A 24280-nucleotide genomic window follows, 5' to 3' on the forward strand; every position below is an offset into this window, starting at 1 on the left:
ACCGCGCTCAGCGGCGTGCCATCGCCCGCTGTGCCGCCGCCAGTTCTTCGGCCATGACCTGACGCAGACGCTCGGGAGCGACGATCGTGACCTGATCGCCCCAGGTGAACAGGTGCCAGGCCAGTTCGCGCATCCCACTGGCGGTGAACCGCACCACGACGCCGCCGTCAGCTTGATCTTCCAGCACCTGTGTCGGGTGCCAGCGCCAGCCCCTGGCCTCACCCGCCCCCGCTGCATCCACGCGCAGAACGACGTCTTCGACCTGATCCTGATAGATGCCGAAGGACCGGTTGGCGAAAACGGCCAGGTCGAACTCTTGCGGCGGCGAGGCGACCCCATCGCCGGGTTCGACCGCACTCATCCGATCCAGTCGGAACGTCTGGATCTTGGCCGTTTCGCGGTCCGCCGCGACCAGATAGTTGGCCCGGCCGAACATCAGGCCGCAGGGGGCCACGCTGCGCCGCCGCGCCTCGGCTCCCGGCCGGCTGTAGGTGAAGTCCAGCGGCCGACCGGCCAGGATCGCATTGCGAATCCCGCTCAGCACCGCTTCATCCGCCGACGGGCGCGGCCCAGCCTGGATGGCGATCGTCTCGGCGCGGACCAGGGCCTCCAGATCCGGGGCCAGCCGGTTCAGGGTGGTGGACCGCATCGCCGCCTTGATCTTGCGCTCCAATCCCTCCAGCGCCGTCGCCCGCGCCTGTTCGCCTGACGCCCTCAGGCCCTGCGCCGCCTTTGACAGTTCGACCAGCTCGCCCGTGGTCGGGGCCTGTTCGAAGGCCGACAGTCCCCCACGGATGCGCCAGCGCTTGTTGGGGGGATCGGAGACTTCCTCCGCCGCTGGGAACAGCATCAGGACGGCATCCCGCATCCGTTCAGCCGTGCGACGCCCGACGTCCATTTCACGCGCCATCTCGTCCAGCGTCAGGCCCTCGGCGCTGGCCGCCAGGCGCCGGGCCAGTTCGATAACCATGACCGCCTTGTCGTGCCGCATGCCCTGCCCGTCCCGATACGTCCGAAACTGTCGTAACGGGGCTGCATAACACGATCACCGAGACGGCACATCGATTTCAGGAGACTTTCATGGCTTCCGCCTTCGCCCCCCACGCCTCCATCGCCGCCAGCCGCTATCTGATCGTCCCTTGCGAGGCCGAGGGCCATACCGACCTGGCCATCATCTGGGATCGGCTGGAAGAACAGGTGGTGGACGTCATCACCGCCGCCGCCGCCCGCTATGTCGAGGAAGACGCCCTGTGGGACGAGTATCATGCGGCACCTCAGCCGATGGCCGACTTCCGCATGGCGGCCTGATCTAAGGCGTTCGGCTTGCCGGCCTGGTCAGGCGGTCCACCAGCCTCTGTGCCGGACGCTCGACGCCATGGTGGGCCAGGATGGCGAGGCCGACGATGCCGACGAACAGGGCCACAGCGAACAGGTCGTTGATCCACACCGATCCGAAGTCGATCCGCCGTCCGCCGGGCATCCAGTCCAGCTTTCGCGCCGCGATCAGCAGCACCACCAGCACGAACATGTGCACCATATATATGGCGAACGACCAGCGCCCCAGGGTGACCAGCGGCCGGGTGTCCAACAGCCGCGACAGGGCACCGTCCTCGCCCGCGAACACCCAGACGACCCCCACGAACAATACGGTCGCCCAGACCGCGACCGGACCCTGGGCCCAGGCGATGAAGGCGGCAATCGCCACGACCGTGACCACCTCCAGCGCGGTGGCCGCATGGCCTTTCAGCCGGGGAATGGCCGTCCACACCCCCTGAAGCAGACAGCCCAGAAAGAACCCATAGACGGCGCGCGGAAAGGCATAGTCATAGGTGGTGTTCATCCAGCGCGGGGCCTGGGTCGCGACCAGCACCGCACCGATCACGGCCATAACCGCGCCGACGACCCGCCATACGCCGCGCTCTCGCCACGGCACGAACAGGACCAGGGCCGCGAACACGACATAGCAGGCCACTTCGACGCTCAGCGTCCAGGCCGGGCCGTTCCACGTCAGATAGGGATGAATATTCAGCGCCTGGATCAGAAGCAGGTTGGTGAAGATCGACGTCACCGACCGGTCCCGCGTGAACGGGGTGGCGGCATCGATATCGAACCACAGCCGTGCCAGCTCCAATCCGATGAAGGCCGCCAGCATCAGGACATGCAGCGGCCACACCCGCCCCAGCCGCCGCACCATGAACCGCCCCGCGTCACGCGGCGTCTTCAGCCGACCGGCATAGGCATGGGCGATGACGAAGCCCGACAGCACAAAGAAATAGTCGACGAACAGATAGCCGTGCTGAACCAGGCCCCAGTCCCGCCAATGGCTGGCCACCGGCATGTGGAACATCACCACCAGCACCGCACAGACCCCACGCAGGGAATCCAGCGCCTCGAACCGGCGGGCGTGTGGGACGGCGATCTTGGGTTCGGCGACAGGGTTCACGACCGCGTGATAGCGCCGCCAAACCCGTGGCGATAGAGGCTCAGTCTTCGGACGGATACCTGGCGCGCATCAGGGCCACCGATTGCTCCGCCAACTCGCGCAGGACATCCATGTCGATGTCCGCCAACCGTTTCACATAGACGCACGAGACGCTGGTCTTGTGCTTGCCCAGCCGGGCCAGCAGCTCGGCGTGTTCGTCGAAGCCCGAGATGAAATACAGCGTCAGGTTCGCCTTGCGCGGCGAAAAGCCAATCCGCATCCAATCGCCCGGCTTTCCTGCCGCATTGCGATAGGTATATCGCCCGAAGCCGACGATCGCAGGGCCCCACATCACCGGTGGTTCGCCCGTGACCTCGGCCATCAGATCGCACACGACCTGGGCATCGGCCCGGCGCTGGGGCGGTTCGACGGCGGCCAGGAAATCGGCGACGCTGGCATCGTTCGCCTGGGTCTTCAGCTCGGCCATGTCAGTTCACCTCCGGCTCCCAGCCCTCGGGGGCCATTTCGAACGCTTCGAACACAAACCCTGGCGCCACGGTGCATCCGGTCAGGCTCCAGTCGCCCAGAGGCCGCGCCGCCTGCCAGGCCCCCGCCGGAACCACCGCCTGCGGCCGCTGCCCACCGGCCAGATCGGCACCCAGGATCACCGTCCGCACGCCGCCCGCATCGGCGATCCTCAGCTCCAGCGGCTCGCCCATATAGTGGTGCCAGATCTCGGTCGCATCGACCATGTGCCAGTGGGACGCCTCGCCCGCCGCCAGCAGATAGTAGATCGAGGTCCCCACCGAGCGCCCCTGCTCCTCGCGCGGGTCCCTGAACATCTCGCGATAATGTCCGCCCTCCGGATGGGGCGTCAGCTGCAGCAGATTGATGATCTCGGCAGGGGTGAGCATGGGTTTGCGGATTCGGTCCTGTTTTGACCGGTGAAGACTGGCGAATGTCGCGCCTTAGCCCAAGCGTTTTCGGCAAGGGCTCTCCTAATGCGCGATCCGAATTGCGGTCGGGTGGTCAGACAACCGGCCATGGGTGACAGGCCGCCGTCAGCCGGCGGCGGGCGGTATGCGGACCGGTCTGGGCGGGCCGGGAGCCAGGGGCACCCTGACGCAGCCGCCGTCGGCCATCGAGGTGCCGGGCGCGCACACGATGTGCTCCTGCGGCATGGGCGAAGGCTGTGCAAACAGCTGTCGGACGAAGGCCTGATCCGCCTGAGGAAAACGGGAAACGACGTTGTCCACACACGCCTGAGAGCGATGTTCGATAAGCCGCGGCAGGGTCGAGAACTGACGCATCGCCACCAGCCATTGCGCCTGGGACAGCTCGCCTATCCCCGCGCCGCGCACACCGCCCAGGCGGAGACGGCGACCGTCACTCGGGACAAGATGGAAAACCGGAAGATCGATCAGATCGTCGGCGCGTACGCTGCGTGGCCGACGCACCATGCGGCATTCGACGACGAGGGCACGAAGACTGTCGCGGGGCAGCGTCTCCAGCGGTCGAAACACACCCTCTCGAAGGATCACACCGTCCGGGAACAGCGCCATGCCGGGTCGCGAGGCAAGATAGCTTGAGGCCAGGGAAACGACCGCAATCAAGGCCACCCCGGGGTAGCCCAGCCACCAGCGCGGGCGGTCTCCCTTGCGGGTCTGATCCGCGACGAAGCCGGCGACGATGGCCCACATGGCGCAGACGCCGAAGGTCCAGAAAACCAGATCCGTAGGAACAGCCCACCAGACCAGCGGGGCCTCCGGCAAGTCGCGCCTGAACCACGCACCGTCACCCCACCATTGAAGGGCTCCATGCATCACCCCGAGGATGGCGACGATCAGGCCCGACGCATGCAGCAGACGCGCACGGCGAGCGGCGGAAGCGCGGGTCATGCGACGCTCACAGCATGCCGAGCGAGCGCAGCCACTGCTCGACCTGTCCCGGCCATTCGCGCGTGATCGGATCGGCGGTGGCGCGCAGCCCGAAGGCGTGGCCGCCCCTGGCATAGAGGCGCAGGTCGACCGGCACACCAGCGTCGTTCAGCGCCAGAGCATATGCCATTGGGTGACGAACGTCGTCGACCGGATCATCCATGGCATGAAGGATCAGTGTCGGGGGCGCGTTCGGGCTGATGTCCACCCAGGGCGCCAGTTCCAGCTCATTGCGCCGGCGGCCACTGTCCAGCACGCGGGCCGTATAGGCGACGATGGCGAAATCCGGCCGGGGCGATTGCCGGTCCGCTGCATCGGTCAGCGGATAGGTGCGCGCCTGGGTATTGCTCATGTTCGTCACCAGATAGGCACCGGCAGAAAAGCCGATGACGCCGATCCTGTTCGGATCGATGCCATAGTCATCCGCCTGCTCGCGCAGCAGTCCCATCGCGCGCTGGGCGTCTTCCAGACCCAGCAGGATGTCCGGTCGCCGCTGGCGGCCGTTCTCCCTCGGCCACACCTGCGGTGTCCGGTATTTCAGCACCACGCAGGTCATGCCCTGCCGGACGACCCAGTCGCAGATTTCGGTGCCTTCCAAATCCATCGCCACGGCGTAAAACCCGCCGCCGGGCAACACCAGCATCGCGGCCCCTGTATTGCGCCCCTTCGGCCGATAGATCGTCATGGTCGGCCGGGTGACATAGGTGGCCCAGTGCCACTTCCGCCCGCCCACGGTCGGCGAACCGTTCCCCGTCGCCTCAGGCCGATCGCCGCTGTCCGGCTTGGCCAGAGGGACGTTGGCGGGCCAGAGCGGGATCTGGGTCCCGTCGGCGTCTGGTTGCCACACGCCTTCGCGTTCGACCTTGGGCACGTCGACGCGGACGGAGGGCCCAGGGATGGGGTTGGCCGGTCCAACCTGCCCGGTGCGGTCAGGTTCGCCGACTGGACCGGCTTCGCCACAGGCGGCACCCGCCATGCAGATCACGAGGAGTAGATGCGAGAAAGGTCGTCGCAGCATGATCAACGCGCTTCCCCCAAGCAATGCCTACCGTCACAGCCCCTTCACGATCCCCTCGACCATCTTCTTGGCGTCGGCGAACAGCATCATGGTGTTGTCGCGGAAGAACAGCTCATTCTCGACCCCGGCATAGCCACTGCCCATGCCGCGCTTGATGAACAGGACGGTGCCGGCCTTTTCGACGTCCAGGATCGGCATGCCATAGATGGCGCTGGTCGGGTCGGTCTTGGCGGCGGGATTGGTGACGTCGTTGGCGCCGATGACGAAGGCCACGTCGGCGGATGAGAACTCGCTGTTGATGTCCTCCAGTTCGAACACCTCGTCATAGGGGACGTTGGCTTCGGCCAGCAGGACGTTCATGTGGCCGGGCATGCGGCCGGCGACGGGGTGGATGGCGTATTTCACCTCGACCCCCTCCTCCTTCAGCTTGTCGGCCATTTCGCGCAGCGCATGCTGGGCCTGGGCCACGGCCATGCCATAGCCGGGCACGATGATGACCTTGGAGGCATTCTTCATGATAAAGGCGGCGTCCTCGGCACTGCCCTGCTTGACCGGGCGCGTCTCCTTGGCCCCGCCGCCCGCCGCGGCCGTCTCGCCGCCGAACCCGCCCAGGATCACGCTGACAAAGCTGCGGTTCATGCCCTTGCACATGATGTAGCTCAGGATCGCGCCCGACGACCCGACCAGGGCCCCGGTGATGATCAGGGCGATGTTCTCCAGGGTGAAGCCCAGCGCCGCCGCCGCCCAGCCGGAATAGGAGTTCAGCATCGACACCACGACGGGCATGTCGGCCCCGCCGATGGGAATGATCAGGGTCGCACCCAGGATCAGGGCGATCAGGAACACCCCCCAGAAGGCCCAGACAGCCGTGCCGCCAGATCCGATCATGATCCCGATCAGGAAGATCAGACCCAGGGCCAGGCCGATGTTGATCAGGTGCCGCGCCGGCAGGATGATCGGAGCCCCGCTCATGTTGCCGTTCAGCTTGGCAAAGGCGATGACCGAGCCGGTGAAGGTGATAGCCCCGATGGCGACGCCCAGCGACAGTTCCACGATCGACAGCACCTTGATGCCGCCCAGCCCGTCCGAAATGCCGAAGGCATCGGGGGCATAGACGGCGCCGATCGCCACCAGACAGGCCGCCATGCCGACCAGGCTGTGGAAGGCGGCGACCAGTTGCGGCATGTCGGTCATGGCCACGCGCTTGGCGATCAGGGCCCCTGCCCCACCGCCGACGATCACCCCGCCCGCAATCAGGCCCAGTGTCAGCGGATCCAGCGCCTCGCTGGCCCACAGCGTCAGCAGGGTGACCGCGATGGCCACGCCCATGCCGATCATGCCGAAGGTATTGCCCTGACGGCTCGTCTCGGGGCTGGACAGCCCCCGCAGGCTCAGGATGAACAGGACGCCGGAGACCAGATAGGCCAGGGCCGCGATGGATGCGTTCATGTGGTCAGGTCCCCCAGCAGTCGGTCGAAATCGGTAGTCTGGATGATTGGCAGTTCACGACCGCCCCTCCGGCGGGCAGGCGGTGCGGGCCAGGCGCCACAGGGCGGCGGTGATGAACAGGGGCCCGACGAAGACCATGGCCCAGTCGAACACGCTCATGGCCCGCTCCTGCACCACGATCCGCGTCAGGATGGAGGCGAAGATCAGCACCACGCCGCAGTCGCTGAAGCGCAGCCGCTTGATCGGATCCTTTTCCCGCACCCAGGTCCACAGCCACATGGCCATGCCCAGACCCGTGGCGATCCACGAGGCGAACAGCGCGAGCTGGGCAGGCTGAAAGCTCATGACGCGGGGGTAGCCTCGACCGGCTTGGCGGGCCGTTCCTTCTTCTTGTACATCGCCAGCATCCGCCGGGTGACCATGAAGCCGCCGAAGATGTTGACCGAGGCCAGGGTGACCGCTGCCACGCCCGCGCCCTTGGCGATCCAGGCGTTGGGGCCCGCGACATCCTGCGACACCGCCGCCGCCGCGATCAGCCCACCGACGATGATGACGCTGGAAATGGCATTGGTCACCGCCATCAGCGGCGTGTGCAGGGCCGGCGTCACGCTCCAGACGACATAGTAGCCGACGAAGATCGCCAGCACGAAGATGGCCAGCCGGAAGATGGTGGGATCGACGTGTTCCATCAGGCACCTCTGTTTTGAATGCGCTCGTCAATGCTTAGCAAGACGAGCAAAACTCCACCTTGCACGACAACGGCCGCTGCCCTGCTCAGCAGTGTTAAGATTGTCGAGATCGGATCACCATTCACGGTGATGCTAGGGGGCGACATGAGCCCAACCTCGCGAAGACCCGAAATCAGCACCAAGACGAGGCCAAGAAAGATCAAACACCAAGCGATAGCCTGTAAAAACTGGCGTAAATTCTCGGAAAGCATCAGTGCAGCCCCTCATGCACCACTGCCCCGCCATGGGTGACGACGGCGGCCTTAAGGATCTCGTCTTCCAGGTCCAGGGCCACGGCCCCGTCCTTGATCAGCAGGCCCGCGAAGGCGACCAGATTCTTGGCATAGAGGGCGCTGGCATCGGCGGCGATCCGGCCGGGCAGGTTGGTATGGCCTACGATCTGGACGCCGTTCGGGGTGGTGATGACCTCGCCCGCCCGAGCTCCCTCGACATTGCCGCCTGCCTCGACGGCCAGGTCAATCAGGACCGAACCCGGCTTCATGGTCGCCACCTGATCGGCGGTGACCAGGACGGGCGCGGCCCGGCCGGGGATCAGGGCGGTGGTGATGACCACATCCTGCTTTTTGATGTGTTCGCCGGTCAGGGCCGCCTGCTTGGCCTGATATTCGGCGCTCATCGGCTTGGCATAGCCACCGGCGGTCTGGGCGTTTTTGAACTCCTCGTCCTCGACGGCCAGGAATTTCGCGCCCAGCGATTCGACCTGCTCCTTGGTCGCGGGCCGCACGTCGGTGGCGGTGACGACGGCCCCCAGACGCCGCGCCGTGGCAATGGCCTGAAGGCCCGCAACGCCCACGCCCATGACGAAGACCTTGGCCGGGGCGACCGTGCCCGCCGCCGTCATCATCATTGGGAAGCCCTTGCCATAGGCATAGGCCCCCTCGATCACCGCCCGGTATCCGGCCAGATTGGCCTGGGACGACAGGGCGTCCATAACCTGGGCCCGGGTGATCCGGGGCACGAATTCCATGGCAAAGGCGGTGACGCCCGCGCTGGCCAGGGTCGCGACGGTCTCCTTGTCGCGCCAGGCATCCAGAAGGGCGACCACGATCGCGCCGGGCTTCAGCGCGCTGGTTTCCTGAGCCGTCGGCCCGCGCACCTTCAACAGAATGTCCGCCCCGGCCAGCACGCTGGCGATATCGGCGGCGACGGTCGCCCCGGCGGCGGCATAGTCGGCGTCGGGGATGGACGATCCGGTTCCCGTCCCGGCCTCGACCGTGACGGTCGCGCCCATGGACACGAACTTCTTCACCGTCTCCGGCGTGAGGGCACATCGCGTTTCGCCGTCTCGGCGCTCGCGGGTCACGGCAATGGCAAAGGCCAAGCGAATCTCCCCGTTCCTGTCATCAGGATCGGATCGACGTTAGGCGGAACGGGGGTGTCAGGTCAAAGCGGATAGGCGATGAAACGCATGATCCGTGCTCTGACGGCGGCCTCGCGGCGGCCGGGATGGAATCAATGCGCGGCGGGCTTGGACTTCAGCGCGAAAAATCCGATCACGGCAAAGACGACGGCCGCTCCGGCCCCCATCACGAAGCTGCCGCCCGGCTGGAACCACAGCGTCAGGAACAGCAGGACGGCACCCACGGCCAGCGAGCCCCACTTGGCCAGGTTCATGAACAGCGCATAGGTCGATTCCTGCTCGCCGATGGCCTGGCTGCCGCGCAGATAGGCTTGGGCGTCCTGATCGGCGGGCTTGTGCGGGTCGGCCATGGGAGAGGTTCCGGTCTGGGAAGGCAATTGAAGTCGGTCGTCTTATAGCGATGCAGGCAAAAGGCTCAAGCGGTCCTCAACCGTCGATCAGTCCCTGGATGGTGGTGGCCACCCGCTCGCACATCCGCTCGCATTCTTCGGGGCTCAGGCCAAAGCCGCCCCCCATGTCCCGGCTGACCGACATGCCCATCATCATGCCCGCCACCATTCGCGCCCGGACAATGGCGTCTTCGCCGCCGATCCACTCGGCAAAGGGGATGAAGAATCGGTCGGCCGAAGAGCGCTGCACGACCTCGGCCGCCTTGGGCGAGCCGATGGACCGCAGCATGATGGCGAATAGCCGCAGCTTTTCCTCATTGGGTGCGCCATAGACCAGCTCGTGCGCCATCCGGCGGCCGAAATCGGCGCGGTCGCCCTCCATCAGGTCGGACTTGTTGGTGCAGCTGTCGAGCACGGCCGAGAACAGCTCTTCCTTCGAGCCGAAATAGCGCGAGATCAGAGCCGGATCGACGCCGACGTCACGCGCCACGTCGCGGATGCCGACCTCTTCATAGCTTGCAGCCGCGAACCGGCGATTCGCCGCCTCGAGAATGGCTGTGCGCGTGGCAAGCGCGTTCCTGGGTCGCGGGCCGCAAACCGGCAACAATTCGATCTCCGTGGATAATGTCCCCAGACTTCATATGGCTTTGTCATCCGCTGTTGACAAGCGGAGCCTTCATCACCATTAAGTCACCAAGCGTTGACTAACGGCCTCCTCCCCGATCGCCTTGGTCTCGCTCGACAGGGAATCCGCCCGACAGGGAGTTGTACGCCGATGCGCGTGCTGAAGACATTTGCCGTGTCCGTCATGCTGACGGCCGCGCTTTACGGCTGTTCGCAATCCGAGGCCCAGGCCCCAGCGCCCAGTGCGCCCGCCGTCTCCGTCGCTGTGCCTCTGGTGCAGCAGGTGGTGGACTGGGACGACTTCGTCGGCCGGTTCGAGGCCACCCAAACGGTCGACGTCCGCGCCCGCGTCGGCGGCTATGTGCAACAGGTTCACTTCCGTGACGGCCAGTATGTGCGCCGCGGCCAGCTGCTGTTCAGCCTGGACCCCCGCCCGGCCCAGGCCGCCCTCGCCGCCGCCCGGGCCCAGCTGGCCCAGGCCCAGGCCCAGGTCGATCTGGCCCGCACCGAACTGGCGCGGTCGGAGGCCCTGTTTGCGTCCCAGGCCGTGTCCCAGGCCGAGGTGGATCAGCGCCGCGGGGCTGTCCTGACGGCCGAGGCCGCCATCGCCGGTGCCCAGGCCAACGTCCGCGCCCGCCAGCTGGATCTGGAGTTCACCCGCGTCACCGCCCCGGTGTCCGGCACGGTCTCGGATCGCCGCATCGATGCGGGCAATCTGGTTGCCGGCGGATCGTCGGCCGGCGACGTCCTGACCACCATCGTTTCGGCCGCACCGATCTATTTCGTCTTTGAAGGCTCCGAGGCCCTGCTGCTGAAATATCAGCGCGACGCCCGCAACGGTTCCGCCGCCCCGGTGCGCATCCGCCTGCAGGACGAGGGCGAGTATCGCTGGTCCGGCACGCTGGACTTTACCGACAACGCCCTGGACCCCGCCTCGGGCACCATCCGCCTGCGCGCCGTGGTGGCCAATAGCGACGGCTTCCTGAAGCCCGGCCTGTTCGGTCATGCCCGCGTCGCCGGCGGCACCCCCTATCAGGCCATGCTGGTCCCCGACGCCGCCATCGGCACCGATCAGGCGCGCAAGGTCGTCTATGTCGTCGCCGCCGACGGCAGTGTGACGCCGCGCCCGGTGGTTCTGGGCCCCCTGGCCGACGGCCTGCGGGTTATCCGCTCGGGCATCGCGCCGACCGACCGCGTCATCGTCAACGGTCTGCAACGGGTCATGCCGGGTCAGAAGGTCAATCCGACCGTGGTCCGCATCACGCCCCAGCCGCGCACGGACCAGGCACCCGTGACCACCGCACCGCCTGCCGCCACCGCAACCGCGGCGGGCGCTCTGCCCTCGGGCGACTGATCGACAGGACCGGCGCAACGCCATGAACATTTCGCGCTTCTTCATCGACCGGCCGATCTTCGCGGCCGTGGTCGCGGTCTTCATCACCCTGATCGGGGTCTTCGCCTATCCGCTGCTGCCGCTGTCGCAGTATCCGGAGATCGCGCCGCCGACGATCACCATCACGACCGCCTATTCCGGCGCCTCGGCCGAAACCCTGGCCGAGACCGTCGCCGCCCCCATCGAGCAGGAGGTGAACGGCGTCGAGGGGATGCTCTACATCTCCTCCTCCTCGACCTCGGACGGCGTGGTGGCGATCACCGTGACCTTCCAACCGGGCACCGATCTGGATGCCGCCCAGGTGCTGGTCCAGAACCGGGTTGCCCTGGCCGAACCGCGCCTCCCGGCCCAGGTCCGTCAGGTCGGGGTGACGGTGAACAAACAGGAGTCAGGCTTCCTGATGATCCTGGGGCTGACCTCACCCGACGGCAGCCTGAACAACGACTATGTCGGCAACTATGCCAACTCGACCCTGCGTGACCGCCTGCTGCGCATCGAGGGCGTGGGCAGTGTCCAGGTCTTCGGCGGCGGCAACTATTCGATGCGCGTCTGGATCGACCCGGCCAAGGCCGCTGCGCGCGGCCTGAACGCCTCGGACATCACCGGTGCCCTGGCGGCCCAGAATATCCAGGCCGCTGCCGGCTCGATCGGTCAGCCGCCCTTCACCACCAGCGCCTCCGCCTTCCAGCAGCCGATCGAAGTCCAGGGCCGTCTGTCGACGCCCGAGGAGTTCGCCGACATCGTCATCAAGACCGATGCTGAAGGCCGCACGACCCGCATCCGCGACGTCGCCCGCGTCGAGCTTGGCGCTCAGGACTATGGCATCGAAGGCTATTTCGACGGCGAACGCGGCGTCGGCATCGCCGTCGTCCAGCAGCCGGGGGCCAACGCCCTGGGCACCGCCGAGCGCGTGCTGGAAGAGGTCGAGAATTTCAAGGCCGAGGCTCCGGCCGGGATGCAGATCTCGGTTCCCTACAACCCCACCGAATTCGTCGCCGCCTCTGTGGAGTCGGTCCAGCACACCCTGATCGAGGCCATCATCCTGGTGGTTCTGGTCGTGCTCGTCTTCCTTCAGACCTGGCGAGCGGCCGTCATCCCGATCGTCGCCATCCCGATCGCCCTGGTCGCCACCTTCGCGGTGCAGCTGGCCCTGGGCTATTCGATCAACTCGCTTTCGCTGCTGGCCCTGGTGCTGGCGGTGGGCATCGTGGTCGATGACGCCATCGTCGTGGTCGAGAACGTGGAGCGCTATGTCCGCGAGGGCCTGACGCCCAAGGAGGCAGCCTACAAGTCCATGCAGGAGGTATCGGGGGCCCTGATCGCCATCGGCCTGGTGCTGGTGTCGGTGTTCATCCCGACCATGTTCGTGCCGGGAATTCCCGGGATCTTCTATCGCCAGTTCGCCGTGACCATCGCCTCGGCGACGGTGGTGTCGCTGTTCGTCTCGCTGACGCTCTCACCGGCCATGGCTGCTCTGCTGCTGAAGCCGCATGTGCATCATGACGAGACCGCGCCGCGCAAGACGGGCCTGTTCAACCAGGCGAAATACTATGGCGGCTGGGCGGGTCGGAAGTTCAACGAGGGCTTCGACTGGCTGTCGGACCGCTATGGCCGTCTGACCGCGCGTCTGGTCCGCATGGTGATGATGGTGCTGATCGTCTACGTCGGCCTGCTGGGCCTGACGGCCTGGCGCCTGATCGACACACCGTCCGGCTTCATTCCGGATCAGGATCAGGGATTCCTGATCGGCGTCGTTCAACTGCCCGCCGGGGCCTCGCTGGAACGCACCAAGGCCGTGATGGAACGCGCCCGCGTCATCATCGAGGGCACCGAGGGCGTGGACGGCACCGTCGCTTTTGCCGGTCTGGACGGCACCAGCTTCTCGTTCGGATCCAATGCCGCCACCCTGTTCGTGCGCCTGAACGACTATAGTGACCGCGAGACGCGCGAGACCTCGGCGACCGCGCTGGCCGGGGCCATCACCGGTGCCACGGCCGGCATCGAGGACGCCAACATCTTCGTCATCGCCCCGCCCGCGGTTCAGGGTCTGGGCACCGGCAACGGCTTTGCCATGATGATCCAGGATCGCTCCGGCGCGGGCTATGTCCCGCTGGAAGGGGCCACCTTTGCCATGATGGGTGCTGCTGCCCAGGTCCCGGATCAGGTGCAGCAGGTCTTCTCGACCTACAACACCGCTTCGCCCCGCGTCGAAGCCGATGTGGACCGCGACCGCGCCCTGATGATGGGGGTCCAGCCCAGCGACATCTTCTCGACCATGGGAATCTATCTGGGTTCGTCCTACGTCAACGACTTCAACCTGCTGGGCCGGACGTTCCGCGTCACCGCCCAGGCCGAGCCCGCCTATCGCGACGACATGGCCGACATCGCCAATCTGAAGGTGCGCTCTGCCGCCGGGGCCATGGTTCCGATCGGCTCGGTGGCTACCCTGAACGAGACGACGGGTCCGTCGCGGATCGTCCGCTACAACCTGTTCCCCGCAGCCGAACTGCAGGGGCAGGCCGCTCCCGGCGTTTCGTCCGGCACCGCCCTGACGCACATGGAGGCCATCGCCGCCCAGGCTCTGCCGCAAGGCTTCTCGTATGAATGGACGGGCCTGGCCTATCAGGAGAAACAGGCTGCCGGGGGTGCGACGATCATCTTCGTCATCGCCGTGCTGCTGGTCTTCCTGGTGCTGGCGGCCCAGTACGAAGCCTTCACGCTGCCGCTGGCGGTCATCCTGATCGTGCCGATGTGTCTGCTGGCGGCCATGCTGGGGGTCAACGCCCTGGGTCTGGACAACAACATCCTGGTTCAGGTCGGACTGGTCGTCCTGATCGCCCTGGCGGCCAAGAACGCCATCTTGATCGTGGAGTTCGCCAAGCAGCAGGAAGAGCACGGGATGAACCGCTGGGATGCCGCGGTCGAGGCCGCCCGCATCCGCCTGCGTCCGATCCTGATGACCTCCTTCGCCTTCATCCTGGGCGTTCTGCCCCTGGTGCTGGCGCATGGAGCCGGGGCCGAGATGCGCCAGTCCCTGGGCGCGGCCGTGTTCTTCGGCATGATCGGGGTGACCATCTTCGGCCTGGTCTTCACGCCGGTCTTCTATGTGATCTGCCGTGGCCTGGCCGAGCGCCTGAACCGGGGGCCCGATACCCCCCGCCAGACGCCCGCCGTGCCGACTTCCTTCGACCCCGACGCGCCGGTCACGGCCGCCCGCAGCGGAGACTCCTGATGCTGTACCCTTCCCTTTCGGAGCCTGTCCGCAGGCTTCGTCCGTTCCTGACCGTAACGGCCGCCGCGTCTGTTCTGGCGGCCTGCGCGGTCGGGCCGAAGGCGCCCGATGCGACCCTTCCCCTGTCCGCGTCGGGTGCCTTCATCGGGGCTTCACAGACCGCTGCGGTCAGCCCGGCCGAGGCTCGCGACGACTGGTGGCGTCTGTATGACGACGCGATCCTGGACACCCTGGTCGCCCAGGCCCTGGCCGAAAACAACGAGCTGGAGGTTGCGGCCGCCAACCTGAGGGCTGTCCGGGCCTCGCTGTCGGAATCGCGCGCCGGTCGCCTGCCGTCGACCCAGATCACGGGCGCGGGCAACTATGGTCGTGCCTCGGCCGCCACTGTGCCCGGTGCCGCGCCCGGCCAGGCCCTGGACGAGGGCGAGACCTATGACGTCGGTCTGGACGTCAGCTATGAGATCGACCTGTTCGGCCGGGTCGGTTCGGCCATCCGTGCCGCCCGCGCCGACACCGAGGCGGCCGAGGCGGCCCTGGACGTCGTACGCGTCACGGTCGCGGCCGAGACGGCACGGGCCTATGCCGACATTTGCGCCGCCAATGTTCAGTTGGCCGTCGCCGAGCGTTCGCTGGATCTCCAGAACGAGACGGTCGACCTGACCCAGCGCCTGCTGGACAATGGTGCCGGGACAGCCCTGCAGACGTCACAGGCCCGCTCCGCCGCCGCGACGACCGCCGCCACCCTGCCGCCCCTGCGGGCCCAGCGGGACGCCGCCCTGTTCCGCCTGGCCACCCTGACCGGGGTTGCCCCGGCCGATGTGAACCCGGCGGCTCGCACCTGTGCCGTCATGCCGACGCTGGCCCAGCCGATCCCGGTCGGCGACGGTGCCGCCCTGCTGGCCCGTCGCCCCGACGTTCGCCGGGCGGAGCGCAACCTTCAGGCGGCGGCCGCGCGCGTCAACGTTGCCACAGCCGCGCTCTATCCCAGCATCAGCCTGGGTGGATCGTTCGGCTCGACGGCGCTGGACGCCGCAGACCTGGGCGAGGATTCGAACTTCCGCTTCAGTGTCGGCCCGCTGATCAGCTGGTCCTTCCCCAACATCGCCGTGGCTCGTGCCCGGATCGAGGCAGCGGACGCCAACAGCCAGGCGGCCCTTGCGACCTTCGACCAGACCGTGCTGGTGGCCCTGCAGGAAACCGAGACGGCCCTGTCGGCCTATGCCAACGAACTGGACCGCGCCGCCGCCCTGACCACCGCGCGGGACGAGGCCGCCAATGCCGCGCGCATCGCACGCCTGCGTTTCGACGCCGGGGCCGACAGCTTCCTGGCCGTGCTGGATGCCCAGCGCACCCTGGTCCAGGCCGAAGCTGCCCTGGCCGCCTCCCAGGCCCTGGTCGCCACCTACCAGATCACCCTGTTCAAGGCCCTGGCCGGGGGCTGGACCGGCGAGTGACGCTTCGGACACGGCTGCCGATCCCGCAATCAGCAGCCGTGTCCGCCCTGGTGCCGTCCTCGACCGATCGGATCGGTCATGTCCCCTCGCCTCCGGGCCGGGATTGAGGCAAAAGGCCCGCCATGCTCGACCATATCGAATCCCTCGCCCGCAATGCTCGTTCCTGGCCCTTCGAACAGGCCCGCAATCTGCTGGCCCATGTTCTGAAACACCGGCTGGCAACCAGCGCCGAGCATGAACTGGCCACCAGCCTGATTGCCGCCGACAAGACGGACGAGGCTCTGGCCGCCCTGCCCGCCCTGGCCCGGCCGGTGGTGTTCGAGACGGGCTATGGTCCGTCCGGCCTGCCGCACATGGGCACCTTCGGCGAGGTGGCGCGCACGACCATGGTGCGCAACGCCTTTCGGGCACTGACCGGGGATCACTGGCCGACCCGGCTGGTCGCCTTTTCCGACGACATGGACGGCCTGCGAAAGGTGCCCGACGGCATCCCCAATCCGCAGATGCTGGCCGAAGATCTGCACAAGCCCCTGACCACGGTGCGCGACCCGTTCGGGACTCACGACAGCTTCGGCGCGCACAACAATGCCCGGCTGCGCGCCTTTCTGGACAGCTTCGGCTTCGACTACGAATTCCTGTCCTCGACCGAACAGTATCGGTCCGGGCGGTTCGACGACACCTTGCTGACCCTGCTGGAGCGGTTCGACGCCATCCAGGCCATCATGCTGCCGACCCTGGGCCCTGAGCGGCGCGAAACCTATTCGCCCTTCCTGCCGATCAGCCCGATCACCGGTCACGTCCTTCAGGTCCCGACCCTGGAGCGGAACGTGTCCAAGGGCACCATCGTCTTCGACGACCCCGCCGGGGGCCGCACCGAACTGCCCGTCACCGGCGGCCATGTGAAGCTTCAGTGGAAGCCCGATTGGGCCATGCGCTGGACGGCTCTGGGCGTCGATTACGAGATGAGCGGCAAGGATCTGATCGAGAGCGTCCGCGAAAGCGGCAAGATCTGTCGTGCTCTGGGCGGGGTGCCGCCGGAAGGCTTCAACTTCGAGCTCTTCCTCGACATCGAGGGCAAGAAGATTTCCAAATCCAAGGGCAATGGCCTGACCATGGAAGAGTGGCTGCGCTACGGCACGCCCGAGAGCCTGTCCTGGTATATGTTCCAGTCGCCCAAGTCCGCCAAGTCGCTGCATTTCAACGTGATCCCGCGCGCGATCGACGACTATCTGGCCTTCATCGAAGCCTATAAGACGCAGGAGCCGGCCAAGCAGATCGACAATGCCGTCTGGTCGATCCACGCGGGCAATCCGCCGACCCATACCTCGCCGGTGTCGTTTGCCCTGCTGCTGAACCTGGTCGGCGTTGCCAATGCCTCGACCAAGGAACAGCTGTGGGCCTATTTCGCCAAATACCTGCCCGAGGCGACACCGCAGAACGAGCCCCTGCTGGATCAGTTGATGGAGCGGGCGCTCAACTACTACGAAGACTTCGTCAAGCCGACCAAGGCCTACCGCCTGCCTGACGACAAGGAAAAGGCGGCCCTGCTGGACCTGGCCACCCGTCTGTCCGCCCTGCCGGGCGACACCACCGACGGCGAGGTCATCCAGGCCGAAGTCTATGCCGTGGGCAAGGAGCACGGGTTCGAACCTCTGCGCGCCTGGTTCGGTGCCCTGTATGAGGTGCTGCTGGGCGCATCGCAGGGGCCGCGCTTCGGCTCGTTCGCAGCTATCTATGGCCTGCCCCAGACCATTGCCCTGATCCAGGCGGGGGCAGAGGGACGCCTGGCCGGGGACGCTGCTGCATAGCGCCACTCGACTGATGCCGTCATTCCGGGGCGCTCGAACAGCCAACCCAGAATGACGATGTCTTTGTTCGGCCTCAAGTAGAGAGCGACCGCGCGGCGAGCGATAGCCCGCCTCAAGAAAGATGAACCCAACATAACGACCTGTTCACGGGAGCCTTCAGACAGGTTGGCGCATTATTCCGGCCTCGACGCACTTCGAGACCAGGAGATTTTGTGATGTCCAAGACCACGTTTTCAGCTCTCGCTACGGCCGCCGCCCTGGGTGCCGCCGCCATGGCCATGCCATCTGCCGCTTCGGCCCAGTCGAACGGCATCACCAACTGCGATGCGCCGGGTGGCCGTCAGCAAGCCGGTGCCGCGATCGGCGCCGTCCTGGGCGGCCTGATCGGCAGCCAGGTGTCGGACAATGAGCGCACCCTTGGCGCCGTGGTCGGTGCCGGTGCCGGTGCTGCCGCCGGCTCTTACATCGGCTGCCGCCAGCAGCGTGAGCGCGCCAACCAGAACTATGGTCAGGTGGCGTCCAACACCTATCGGGCCACGTCCAACCTGCGTGTCCGTTCAGGCCCGTCGACGCGTTACTCTCAGATCGGCAGCCTGTCCGCCGGCCAAACCTTCCGCGTTCGTGGGTCGGAAGGCGAATGGGTCCAGCTGGATAACGGCGGCTGGGTGAGCGCCCACTACGTCGCGCCGTACTGAACCCCGGCATAGACCGACAGATCAGGCCGCCTCTTCGGGGGCGGCCTTTTTGTTGATTGGAGCCGTTACTGACTGACCCACACGATCCGCCCCATCCATACGATGTCGCGGCGTGAAAGGGTTCGCGGTTCATAGGCGGGGTTGATCGAGTTCAGCACGATGGCCGTCCGCGTCATCGACCCCAGTTCCTTGGCCAGGGTCTCGCCGCCACTGGTCCGTACAACGACCCGATCACCCTTGCGGACGTCGACAGCCTCGCGGTCCACGATGACCTTGTCGCCCTGTCGATAGAGCGGCACCATCGAATCTCCGGCGATTTCTAGGCTGAGCAGGGACGGCTTGGGGCTGGGTAAAGCTGTCTGTTCCCACCCCTCGCCGACAGGCAGACCGGAATCGTCGAAAAACCCGTCCTTTCCGGCCTGGGCCATGCCGAGGAGAGGCACCGTCCCCGGCTGATTTGGCGCGTCATGAGCCAGGGCCGCGAACTCGCCGAGCGAAAGCCCGGTGGCTTCCAGGATGCGGGTCAGGCTCTCGGTTGACGGCCAACGCGGCCGTGCTGGCGTGCCGGAACCGAACCGCTTCGACGGATTGAAACTGGTGGCATCCAGCCCAGCCTTGAGCGCCAGCCCCGAGGCACTCAGTCCCTGCAGACGCGCCAGGCCGTCGATCGCCGTCCAGAGCTGGGCATGGGAAAGGGGCAAGGTAAGCCGATCAAAGCTGATTCGATCGGACCTTAGCGGACAGGATTAGGAATTTCCACCTACTCGATGCCACCGGCGCGGCGTTCTTGCCAGGCCCAGAAGGTGCCGATCGCGATCGAAGTCAGGATGCCGTATGCGGCCAGGTTGATGGCCAGATAAACAGATGCCAGGGGAGGACGGACGTCGGTCAGTGCCATCACGTGACTGGTTACGACCAAAAGTTGAGCTGCCGCCGCCCACACGGACCATGCCCGTCGCGCCCGCCAAACCAGGGCAGCAAGCACCCCCAGCATCAGGATATCCAGCGCGAACATGCCCCATTGAACGCCATAGAGCTGGCTGTCGTTCTGGACCAACAGCGACGCAAACCAGCCCAGCCCATAGGCACCGGCTCCGATCCGTTCGGGCTCGTCCCCTTTCAGGAAGGCAAAAGCCACCACACTGACTGTGACGACTGCACCGACCTGGGACGAAAGGGTGTCCAACATCAAAATCGCCCCCGAGCTGAAAGCTCGAGGGCGATCCTGCATTGAATCTGCGGAAACCGGAATGTCCCGGCCCGCACATTACGTCGAATTCAGGAAGCGACGCGAAGACGACCGACGGGGGGGCCTTCGGGGCGCTCCCACTCGTGGTCCGGCTTGTCGACCGGTCCAACGGCATAGGTGCCCCATCCCATGCGGCGGTGATCCTTCTGGAGCTCCGCATGGCAGGCCACGATGGCGGTACGGGCGGCCGACAGGGCGGCGATCGCCTCCATGGCCTTGGCTTGCGATTCGGCACCCGCGACGGGCGAAACCGACAGAGCGGCGCGCGCGCCGATCATGGCCTGGACGAGCGTGGTAGCCTGAGTGATCGCTGCGTCGACAGCGTTTTCAGTTGCGTAGAGATCGCCAGCAACGCTCGCGATAACAGTAGCCCGATCCATAGAAACCCTCCCACATAAACAGGTAGGGATTCCTTAACACACTTCGGCGTCGCCCGTTAGGGATTTATTAAGAATTTGGGCAATTCCGCCCACCGGCGGGCGGTCCTCGGGCTTGTCGACCGGACCGACGGCCAGGGTGTCCAGACCCAGTTTGCGCGCCAGCGCCGACAGACTGTTGTGAGTCTGCACCAGATGCGAACGCGCCTCCGCCAGGGACCCGATTGCAGCGGCGGCCCCCTCGAACACCTTCTGACCGGTCACCGCCGACAAATAGGCCTCCGCCCGTGCGGCAGGCAGCATGGCCGTGAGTGCAGCGGTTTCGGCCAATGCCGTATCGATCGCAGTCTCCGCCGCATACAGCCGGGCCGCCAGTGTCTCGCCGATGATTTGCCGCGTCATAACAACCTCCTCATGGCCAAACGCCACGGGAGAATTCAACCATGAGTAATTTATTTACGCAACTATGACGCGTCTTCATCCATCAGGAAATGCGCACTCAGCGTCGCGATCGGCTGATCGGGATCCTCCTGCCACGCCTGGGCGACCACATGGGCCACGCGGCGACCGGCCTTGTTGATCGTCGCCTCGGCAACGACATCAAGAGGGCGGCCAGAGCGCAGATAGACAACACTGACATTGATCGGTCGGGGCAGTCTCAATCGCGGATAAAGCACCGCCACCTGGGCCACGGCGGTCAGTTCCAGCATGGCGGCCGTCGAGCCGCCATGAAGCGCCGGCAGCAGCGGATCGCCGATCAGGCGATCCTGGAACGGCATGGTGACCCGCAGCTGGCCTTTAGCATCCTGTTCGCCGACAAGACCCAGGAACCGGGCATAGGGGATGGTATCGAGAAGGGCGCTCATCCGGCGCGGCTCCCCTCGCGCGGGGTCAGATTCCGCCCGATCCGGCGATCGGCCGGGTCCGTCACGACATAGGCGGACTGGGCTGCGGCGACCGGGTCGTCGGGACTGTCCTCAAAAGCCCAGGCTCGCACAAAGGCGATCGACCGCGTCAGGCGATAGCAGCGCGCCTCCGCGATCAGATCCCGCCCGGGTTCCGCCGCCCGCATGTAGTCGACCCTCAGGTCCAGGGTCGCGATCGGCTTGAACGCATCCAGGGCCACCCAGACCGCCAGGCCGCCGACGTGGTCCAATAGGGCGGTGACCAGTCCGCCGGACAGCACGCCCGTTTCCGGATCGCCGACCAGATCGGCGCGATAGGGCACCCTGAGCCGCACCCGGTCACCCTCCACGCCCTCGAAGGCAAAGCCCAGGGCATGGGTATGGGCGGACCCCGAGGCGAGTTGGGGCAGGACGGAGGCAAGGGCGGAAGATGTCATCGGGATCGTGCTTATCGAACCGAACGTTCCGTGCAAGCCTCCTTCAACCGCCCCGTTCTGCGCGGCCCACATCGAGTGACCATGATCCGTCCCGAAGACCTGCTGCATCCCACCGTTGCCGGCCTCTATTGTTCGCCGGGGGATTTCTATGTTGACCCGGTCAGGCCCGTCGACCGTGCGGTCATCACCCACGGTCACGCCGATCACGCCCGTGTCGGCCACGGCGCGGTGCTGGCCACCCCCCAGACCCTGGCCATCATGGAGGAACGCTACGGCGAAAACTTCACCGAGCGGCGTCAGGCCTCAGCCTATGGTGAAACCGCTTCGCACAACGGGGTGGAAATCAGACTGATCCCGGCGGGCCATGTCCTGGGATCGGCTCAGGCGGTCATCTCCTGGCAGGGCCTCACGATGACCGTCTCGGGCGATTACAAGCGCAGGCGCGATCCGACGTGCGTCCCGTTCGAACCCGCCCCCTGCCATGTCTTCATTTCGGAGGCGACCTTTGGCCTGCCGGTCTTCACCCATCCACCCGATGCCGAGGAGATCGGTCGACTGGTCCAGTCGCTGGGCCAGTTTCCGCATCGGGCGCACCTGGTCGGGGCATATGCTCTGGGCAAGGCCCAGCGGGTGATCCGCCTGTTGCGCGAGGCAGGCTGGGACCGGCCGATCTATGTTCACGGCGCAATGGAAAGGCTGAACCGCCTCTATCAGCGCGAGGGGATCGACCTGGGGCCCCTGCTCCCCGCGTCTGGTCTGGGGAAGGATGCTCTGGGGGGAGAGGTCGTGGTGGCCCCGCCGTCCGCGATACAGGACCGCTGGGCCCGCCGCTTCGCCGATCCGGTGACGGCCTTTGCCTCGGGCTGGATGGGCGTGCGTGCGCGGGCGCGTCAACGCGGCGTCGAACTGCCGTTGATCATCTCGGACCACGCCGACTGGACCGAACTGACGGACACCTTCACCGAATTGGCCGCCGACGAATACTGGATCACCCACGGTCGCGAGGAAGGCTTGCTGCGCTGGTGCGAAATCAATGGCCGAAAGGGCCGCGCGCTTCGCCTGGTCGGCTACGACGAAGAAGACGACGAGGCGGCCGGTTCGGACCCAGGTCCGGAAAAAGCAGGCTGAACCCGATCAGGCGGCGCGGGTGGCCAATGTGGTCGCAGGCTCGACGACGACCTCGGCCAGGGCGGCATTCATGGCCATGCGCAGGCGCTCCGGCTTGATCGGCTTTTCGACCACGGCGGCCATACCGGTCGCCAGATAGGCTTTGGCATCTTCGGGGTCGGCATTCGCGGTCAGGGCGATGATCGGAATGTCGCGCGCCGGGCCGGTCAGTGCGCGAATGGCCTTGGTTGCCTGGACGCCGTCCATGCGCGGCATCTTGATGTCCATCAGGATCAGATCAAACGGCCGGTCCTGCACAGCCTCAAGGGCGTCGACGCCGTCTTCTGCCGTCTCGGAGGTGCAGCCGAACATTTCGCACAGGGCCTGAGCCACCACGCGGTTGGTCGCATTGTCGTCAACGATCAGGATATGCGGGCTGGATTGCAGGTCGAGGTCGGACAGCGATGCGACGTTGGAGCTGGCATCAGCCTCCAGCGTTGCGCGCGGCGCCACCAGGTCAAAGGCAAACGTGGCGCCCCGCCCTGCATTGTTTTCGGCCCAGATGCTTCCACCCATCCGATCCATGACCTGGCGGCAGATGGCCAGGCCCAGACCCGCCCCGTCGGGACCCGATCCATGGACGAAAGGCTCGAAGATCACATCGACCCGGTCGGCTTCAACCCCGGGGCCGTCGTCGCGGACGCGCGCTTGGATGTGGACGTCATTGCCTTCGCCCCAGGCACGCAGGCTGGCTTCGACCATGCCGTTGCGGGCAAATTTCAGGGCATTGCCGATCAGGTTGTTGAACACCTGCTTCAGGCGGACGCCGTCGACTTGTGCGGCCAGTTCGGTGTCGCCCTCATAGCCGACCATCAGGGTGACGTTGTCCTGGGACGCGCGCGGAGCCCACATGGCCTGAACGTCGTCCATCAGGGCACGCAGTCCGACGGGCTCGGGGCTGAGTTCCAGCTCTCCCGCCTCGGCCCGAGAGAGATCGAGCGCATCCTGGAGGATCCGGATCAGGCTTTCGGAGGAATCCACGATGGTCTGGACATGGGCGTGCGAGGCGGCGTTCAGCGGCTGGCGACGCAGCAGCTCCGCAACGGCCAGGACGCCATTCATGGGCGTCCGCAGCTCGTGGCTCATGATGGCGAGGAATTGGCTCTTGGCGCGAGCCGAGGCCAGGGCCTGGGTGCGGGTGTCGCTCAGGACACGGGCCTGCTCGGCCAGTTCCTGGTTCTGGCGGCGCTGCCGGTCGTTCGAGGCCTGCAGCAGCGAAACTGCCGTGCCGACGCCCCAGTAGCGGCCGCCCCGCGTGACGATGAAGCCGCGCATCAGGGCGCTGGGACCGCCCTTCAGCATGATGTCGCAGAAGGCGTCGATCTCGATGCCGGCCTCGACGATCGCCGGCTCCGCATCCATCAACTTGGTGACCGGCCGATTGGCATAGAGGGCGTGGCCGAACGGACCGGCGATCTTCAGCAGGAAGGCGTTTCTTTCGATAAGACCCACCGGGCGACCGCCATCCACGACCGGAATGACAAGTGTGTCCGGTTCAGCCTGGAAGCGGTTGAAAACCTCGCTTCCGGGTGCGTCTGGAGCGATCGCTTCTGCGCGCTCCGTCAAGCTCTCGATCGTCGGCATACTGGCCGGTACTCCGGTGTTACCGGTGGAC

General features: G+C 66.3%; 27 protein-coding genes. 7 read left to right on the forward strand and 20 right to left on the reverse strand.

The annotated features are described in order from the left end of the window. Window positions 1-7: 7 nt before the first annotated feature. Complete coding sequence (locus tag JIP62_RS04565) at window positions 8-991, reverse strand: helix-turn-helix transcriptional regulator (protein WP_201103729.1); 984 nt, start codon at window positions 989-991, stop codon at window positions 8-10. An 89-nt stretch (window positions 992-1080) separates the two neighbouring features. Here JIP62_RS04565 and JIP62_RS04570 point away from each other — a divergent pair, with 89 nt between their 5' ends. Continuing rightward, window positions 1081-1308, forward strand: a complete 228-nt coding sequence (locus JIP62_RS04570; RefSeq protein ID WP_201103730.1) for a hypothetical protein — start codon at window positions 1081-1083, stop codon at window positions 1306-1308. A gap of 1 nt (window position 1309) precedes the next feature. Here JIP62_RS04570 and JIP62_RS04575 read toward each other — a convergent pair whose 3' ends face one another. The 12 genes from JIP62_RS04575 to JIP62_RS04630 form a co-directional block, all read right to left on the reverse strand. Beyond that, window positions 1310-2443 (reverse strand): acyltransferase family protein, encoded by a 1134-nt coding sequence (locus JIP62_RS04575; RefSeq protein WP_201103731.1) that lies wholly within the window; start codon window positions 2441-2443, stop codon window positions 1310-1312. Window positions 2444-2483: 40 nt separating this feature from the next. Continuing rightward, window positions 2484-2909, reverse strand: a complete 426-nt coding sequence (locus JIP62_RS04580) for a DUF1801 domain-containing protein (RefSeq protein ID WP_201103732.1) — start codon at window positions 2907-2909, stop codon at window positions 2484-2486. Between the two features lies 1 nt (window position 2910). After that, entirely contained in the window at window positions 2911-3336 is a 426-nt protein-coding gene (locus JIP62_RS04585) for a cupin domain-containing protein (protein ID WP_201103733.1), read from the reverse strand. 147 nt (window positions 3337-3483) lie between these two features. Beyond that, window positions 3484-4320, reverse strand: a complete 837-nt coding sequence (locus JIP62_RS04590; RefSeq protein ID WP_201103734.1) for a ubiquitin family protein — start codon at window positions 4318-4320, stop codon at window positions 3484-3486. A gap of 7 nt (window positions 4321-4327) precedes the next feature. Next, a complete protein-coding gene (locus JIP62_RS04595) occupies window positions 4328-5377 on the reverse strand; it encodes an alpha/beta hydrolase (RefSeq protein ID WP_201103735.1) in 1050 nt (349 codons plus the stop codon). A gap of 33 nt (window positions 5378-5410) precedes the next feature. After that, a complete protein-coding gene (locus tag JIP62_RS04600; protein ID WP_201103736.1) occupies window positions 5411-6826 on the reverse strand; it encodes an NAD(P)(+) transhydrogenase (Re/Si-specific) subunit beta in 1416 nt (471 codons plus the stop codon). Between the two features lie 54 nt (window positions 6827-6880). Next, window positions 6881-7171 (reverse strand): hypothetical protein, encoded by a 291-nt coding sequence (locus JIP62_RS04605; protein ID WP_201103737.1) that lies wholly within the window; start codon window positions 7169-7171, stop codon window positions 6881-6883. After that, on the reverse strand, window positions 7168-7515 hold the full coding sequence (locus JIP62_RS04610; RefSeq protein WP_201103738.1) for an NAD(P) transhydrogenase subunit alpha: 348 nt from the start codon (window positions 7513-7515) through the stop codon (window positions 7168-7170). Before JIP62_RS04610 ends, JIP62_RS04605 begins: the two co-directional genes overlap by 4 nt. Further along, window positions 7515-7766 (reverse strand): hypothetical protein, encoded by a 252-nt coding sequence (locus JIP62_RS04615; RefSeq protein ID WP_201103739.1) that lies wholly within the window; start codon window positions 7764-7766, stop codon window positions 7515-7517. The genes JIP62_RS04610 and JIP62_RS04615 overlap by 1 nt, the downstream gene beginning before the upstream one ends. Beyond that, window positions 7766-8896, reverse strand: coding sequence for a Re/Si-specific NAD(P)(+) transhydrogenase subunit alpha (locus JIP62_RS04620; protein WP_201103740.1), 1131 nt, complete (start codon window positions 8894-8896; stop codon window positions 7766-7768). Before JIP62_RS04620 ends, JIP62_RS04615 begins: the two co-directional genes overlap by 1 nt. 131 nt (window positions 8897-9027) lie before the next feature. Then, window positions 9028-9285 carry an aa3-type cytochrome c oxidase subunit IV gene (locus JIP62_RS04625; protein WP_201103741.1) on the reverse strand — a complete coding sequence of 86 codons (258 nt, stop codon included), beginning with the start codon at window positions 9283-9285 and terminating at the stop codon, window positions 9028-9030. Between the two features lie 76 nt (window positions 9286-9361). Next, complete coding sequence (locus JIP62_RS04630; protein WP_456237045.1) at window positions 9362-9931, reverse strand: TetR/AcrR family transcriptional regulator; 570 nt, start codon at window positions 9929-9931, stop codon at window positions 9362-9364. A gap of 168 nt (window positions 9932-10099) precedes the next feature. Here JIP62_RS04630 and JIP62_RS04635 point away from each other — a divergent pair, with 168 nt between their 5' ends. The 5 genes from JIP62_RS04635 to JIP62_RS04655 all read left to right on the forward strand — a co-directional run bounded on the left by JIP62_RS04635 (window position 10100) and on the right by JIP62_RS04655 (window position 18530). Continuing rightward, window positions 10100-11302: an efflux RND transporter periplasmic adaptor subunit gene (locus JIP62_RS04635; protein ID WP_201103742.1), complete on the forward strand. Its 1203-nt coding sequence runs from the start codon at window positions 10100-10102 to the stop codon at window positions 11300-11302. A gap of 22 nt (window positions 11303-11324) precedes the next feature. Next, window positions 11325-14573: an efflux RND transporter permease subunit gene (locus JIP62_RS04640; RefSeq protein ID WP_201103743.1), complete on the forward strand. Its 3249-nt coding sequence runs from the start codon at window positions 11325-11327 to the stop codon at window positions 14571-14573. Continuing rightward, window positions 14573-16027 carry an efflux transporter outer membrane subunit gene (locus tag JIP62_RS04645; RefSeq protein ID WP_201103744.1) on the forward strand — a complete coding sequence of 485 codons (1455 nt, stop codon included), beginning with the start codon at window positions 14573-14575 and terminating at the stop codon, window positions 16025-16027. Before JIP62_RS04640 ends, JIP62_RS04645 begins: the two co-directional genes overlap by 1 nt. A 122-nt stretch (window positions 16028-16149) precedes the next feature. Next, on the forward strand, window positions 16150-17835 hold the full coding sequence (locus JIP62_RS04650; RefSeq protein ID WP_201103745.1) for a lysine--tRNA ligase: 1686 nt from the start codon (window positions 16150-16152) through the stop codon (window positions 17833-17835). 215 nt (window positions 17836-18050) lie between these two features. Beyond that, complete coding sequence (locus JIP62_RS04655; protein ID WP_201103746.1) at window positions 18051-18530, forward strand: SH3 domain-containing protein; 480 nt, start codon at window positions 18051-18053, stop codon at window positions 18528-18530. Between the two features lie 65 nt (window positions 18531-18595). Here JIP62_RS04655 and JIP62_RS04660 read toward each other — a convergent pair whose 3' ends face one another. From JIP62_RS04660 to JIP62_RS04685, 6 genes are all read right to left on the reverse strand, one after another. Continuing rightward, window positions 18596-19231, reverse strand: coding sequence for a S24 family peptidase (locus tag JIP62_RS04660; RefSeq protein ID WP_201103747.1), 636 nt, complete (start codon window positions 19229-19231; stop codon window positions 18596-18598). A gap of 59 nt (window positions 19232-19290) precedes the next feature. Further along, the gene (locus JIP62_RS04665; protein WP_201103748.1) at window positions 19291-19719 is read right to left on the reverse strand and encodes a hypothetical protein; all 429 of its coding nucleotides are present in this window, start codon (window positions 19717-19719) and stop codon (window positions 19291-19293) included. Between the two features lie 89 nt (window positions 19720-19808). Further along, entirely contained in the window at window positions 19809-20057 is a 249-nt protein-coding gene (locus JIP62_RS04670) for a hypothetical protein (RefSeq protein WP_230974865.1), read from the reverse strand. Window positions 20058-20192: 135 nt separating this feature from the next. Then, window positions 20193-20558, reverse strand: a complete 366-nt coding sequence (locus tag JIP62_RS04675; RefSeq protein ID WP_201103750.1) for a hypothetical protein — start codon at window positions 20556-20558, stop codon at window positions 20193-20195. 62 nt (window positions 20559-20620) lie between these two features. Further along, window positions 20621-21022, reverse strand: coding sequence for a PaaI family thioesterase (locus JIP62_RS04680; RefSeq protein WP_201103751.1), 402 nt, complete (start codon window positions 21020-21022; stop codon window positions 20621-20623). Then, window positions 21019-21498, reverse strand: coding sequence for a PaaI family thioesterase (locus JIP62_RS04685; protein ID WP_201103752.1), 480 nt, complete (start codon window positions 21496-21498; stop codon window positions 21019-21021). The genes JIP62_RS04680 and JIP62_RS04685 overlap by 4 nt, the downstream gene beginning before the upstream one ends. Before the next feature lie 81 nt (window positions 21499-21579). On the opposite strand from JIP62_RS04685, the gene JIP62_RS04690 reads away from it, so the two are divergent. Continuing rightward, window positions 21580-22626, forward strand: coding sequence for a ligase-associated DNA damage response exonuclease (locus tag JIP62_RS04690; protein WP_201103753.1), 1047 nt, complete (start codon window positions 21580-21582; stop codon window positions 22624-22626). Window positions 22627-22632: 6 nt separating this feature from the next. Here JIP62_RS04690 and JIP62_RS04695 read toward each other — a convergent pair whose 3' ends face one another. Beyond that, window positions 22633-24117: a response regulator gene (locus tag JIP62_RS04695; protein ID WP_330999950.1), complete on the reverse strand. Its 1485-nt coding sequence runs from the start codon at window positions 24115-24117 to the stop codon at window positions 22633-22635. Window positions 24118-24280 lie beyond the last annotated feature (163 nt).

Origin of the sequence: Brevundimonas vitisensis, from assembly GCF_016656965.1 — a bacterium.
Taxonomy (GTDB): domain Bacteria; phylum Pseudomonadota; class Alphaproteobacteria; order Caulobacterales; family Caulobacteraceae; genus Brevundimonas; species Brevundimonas vitisensis.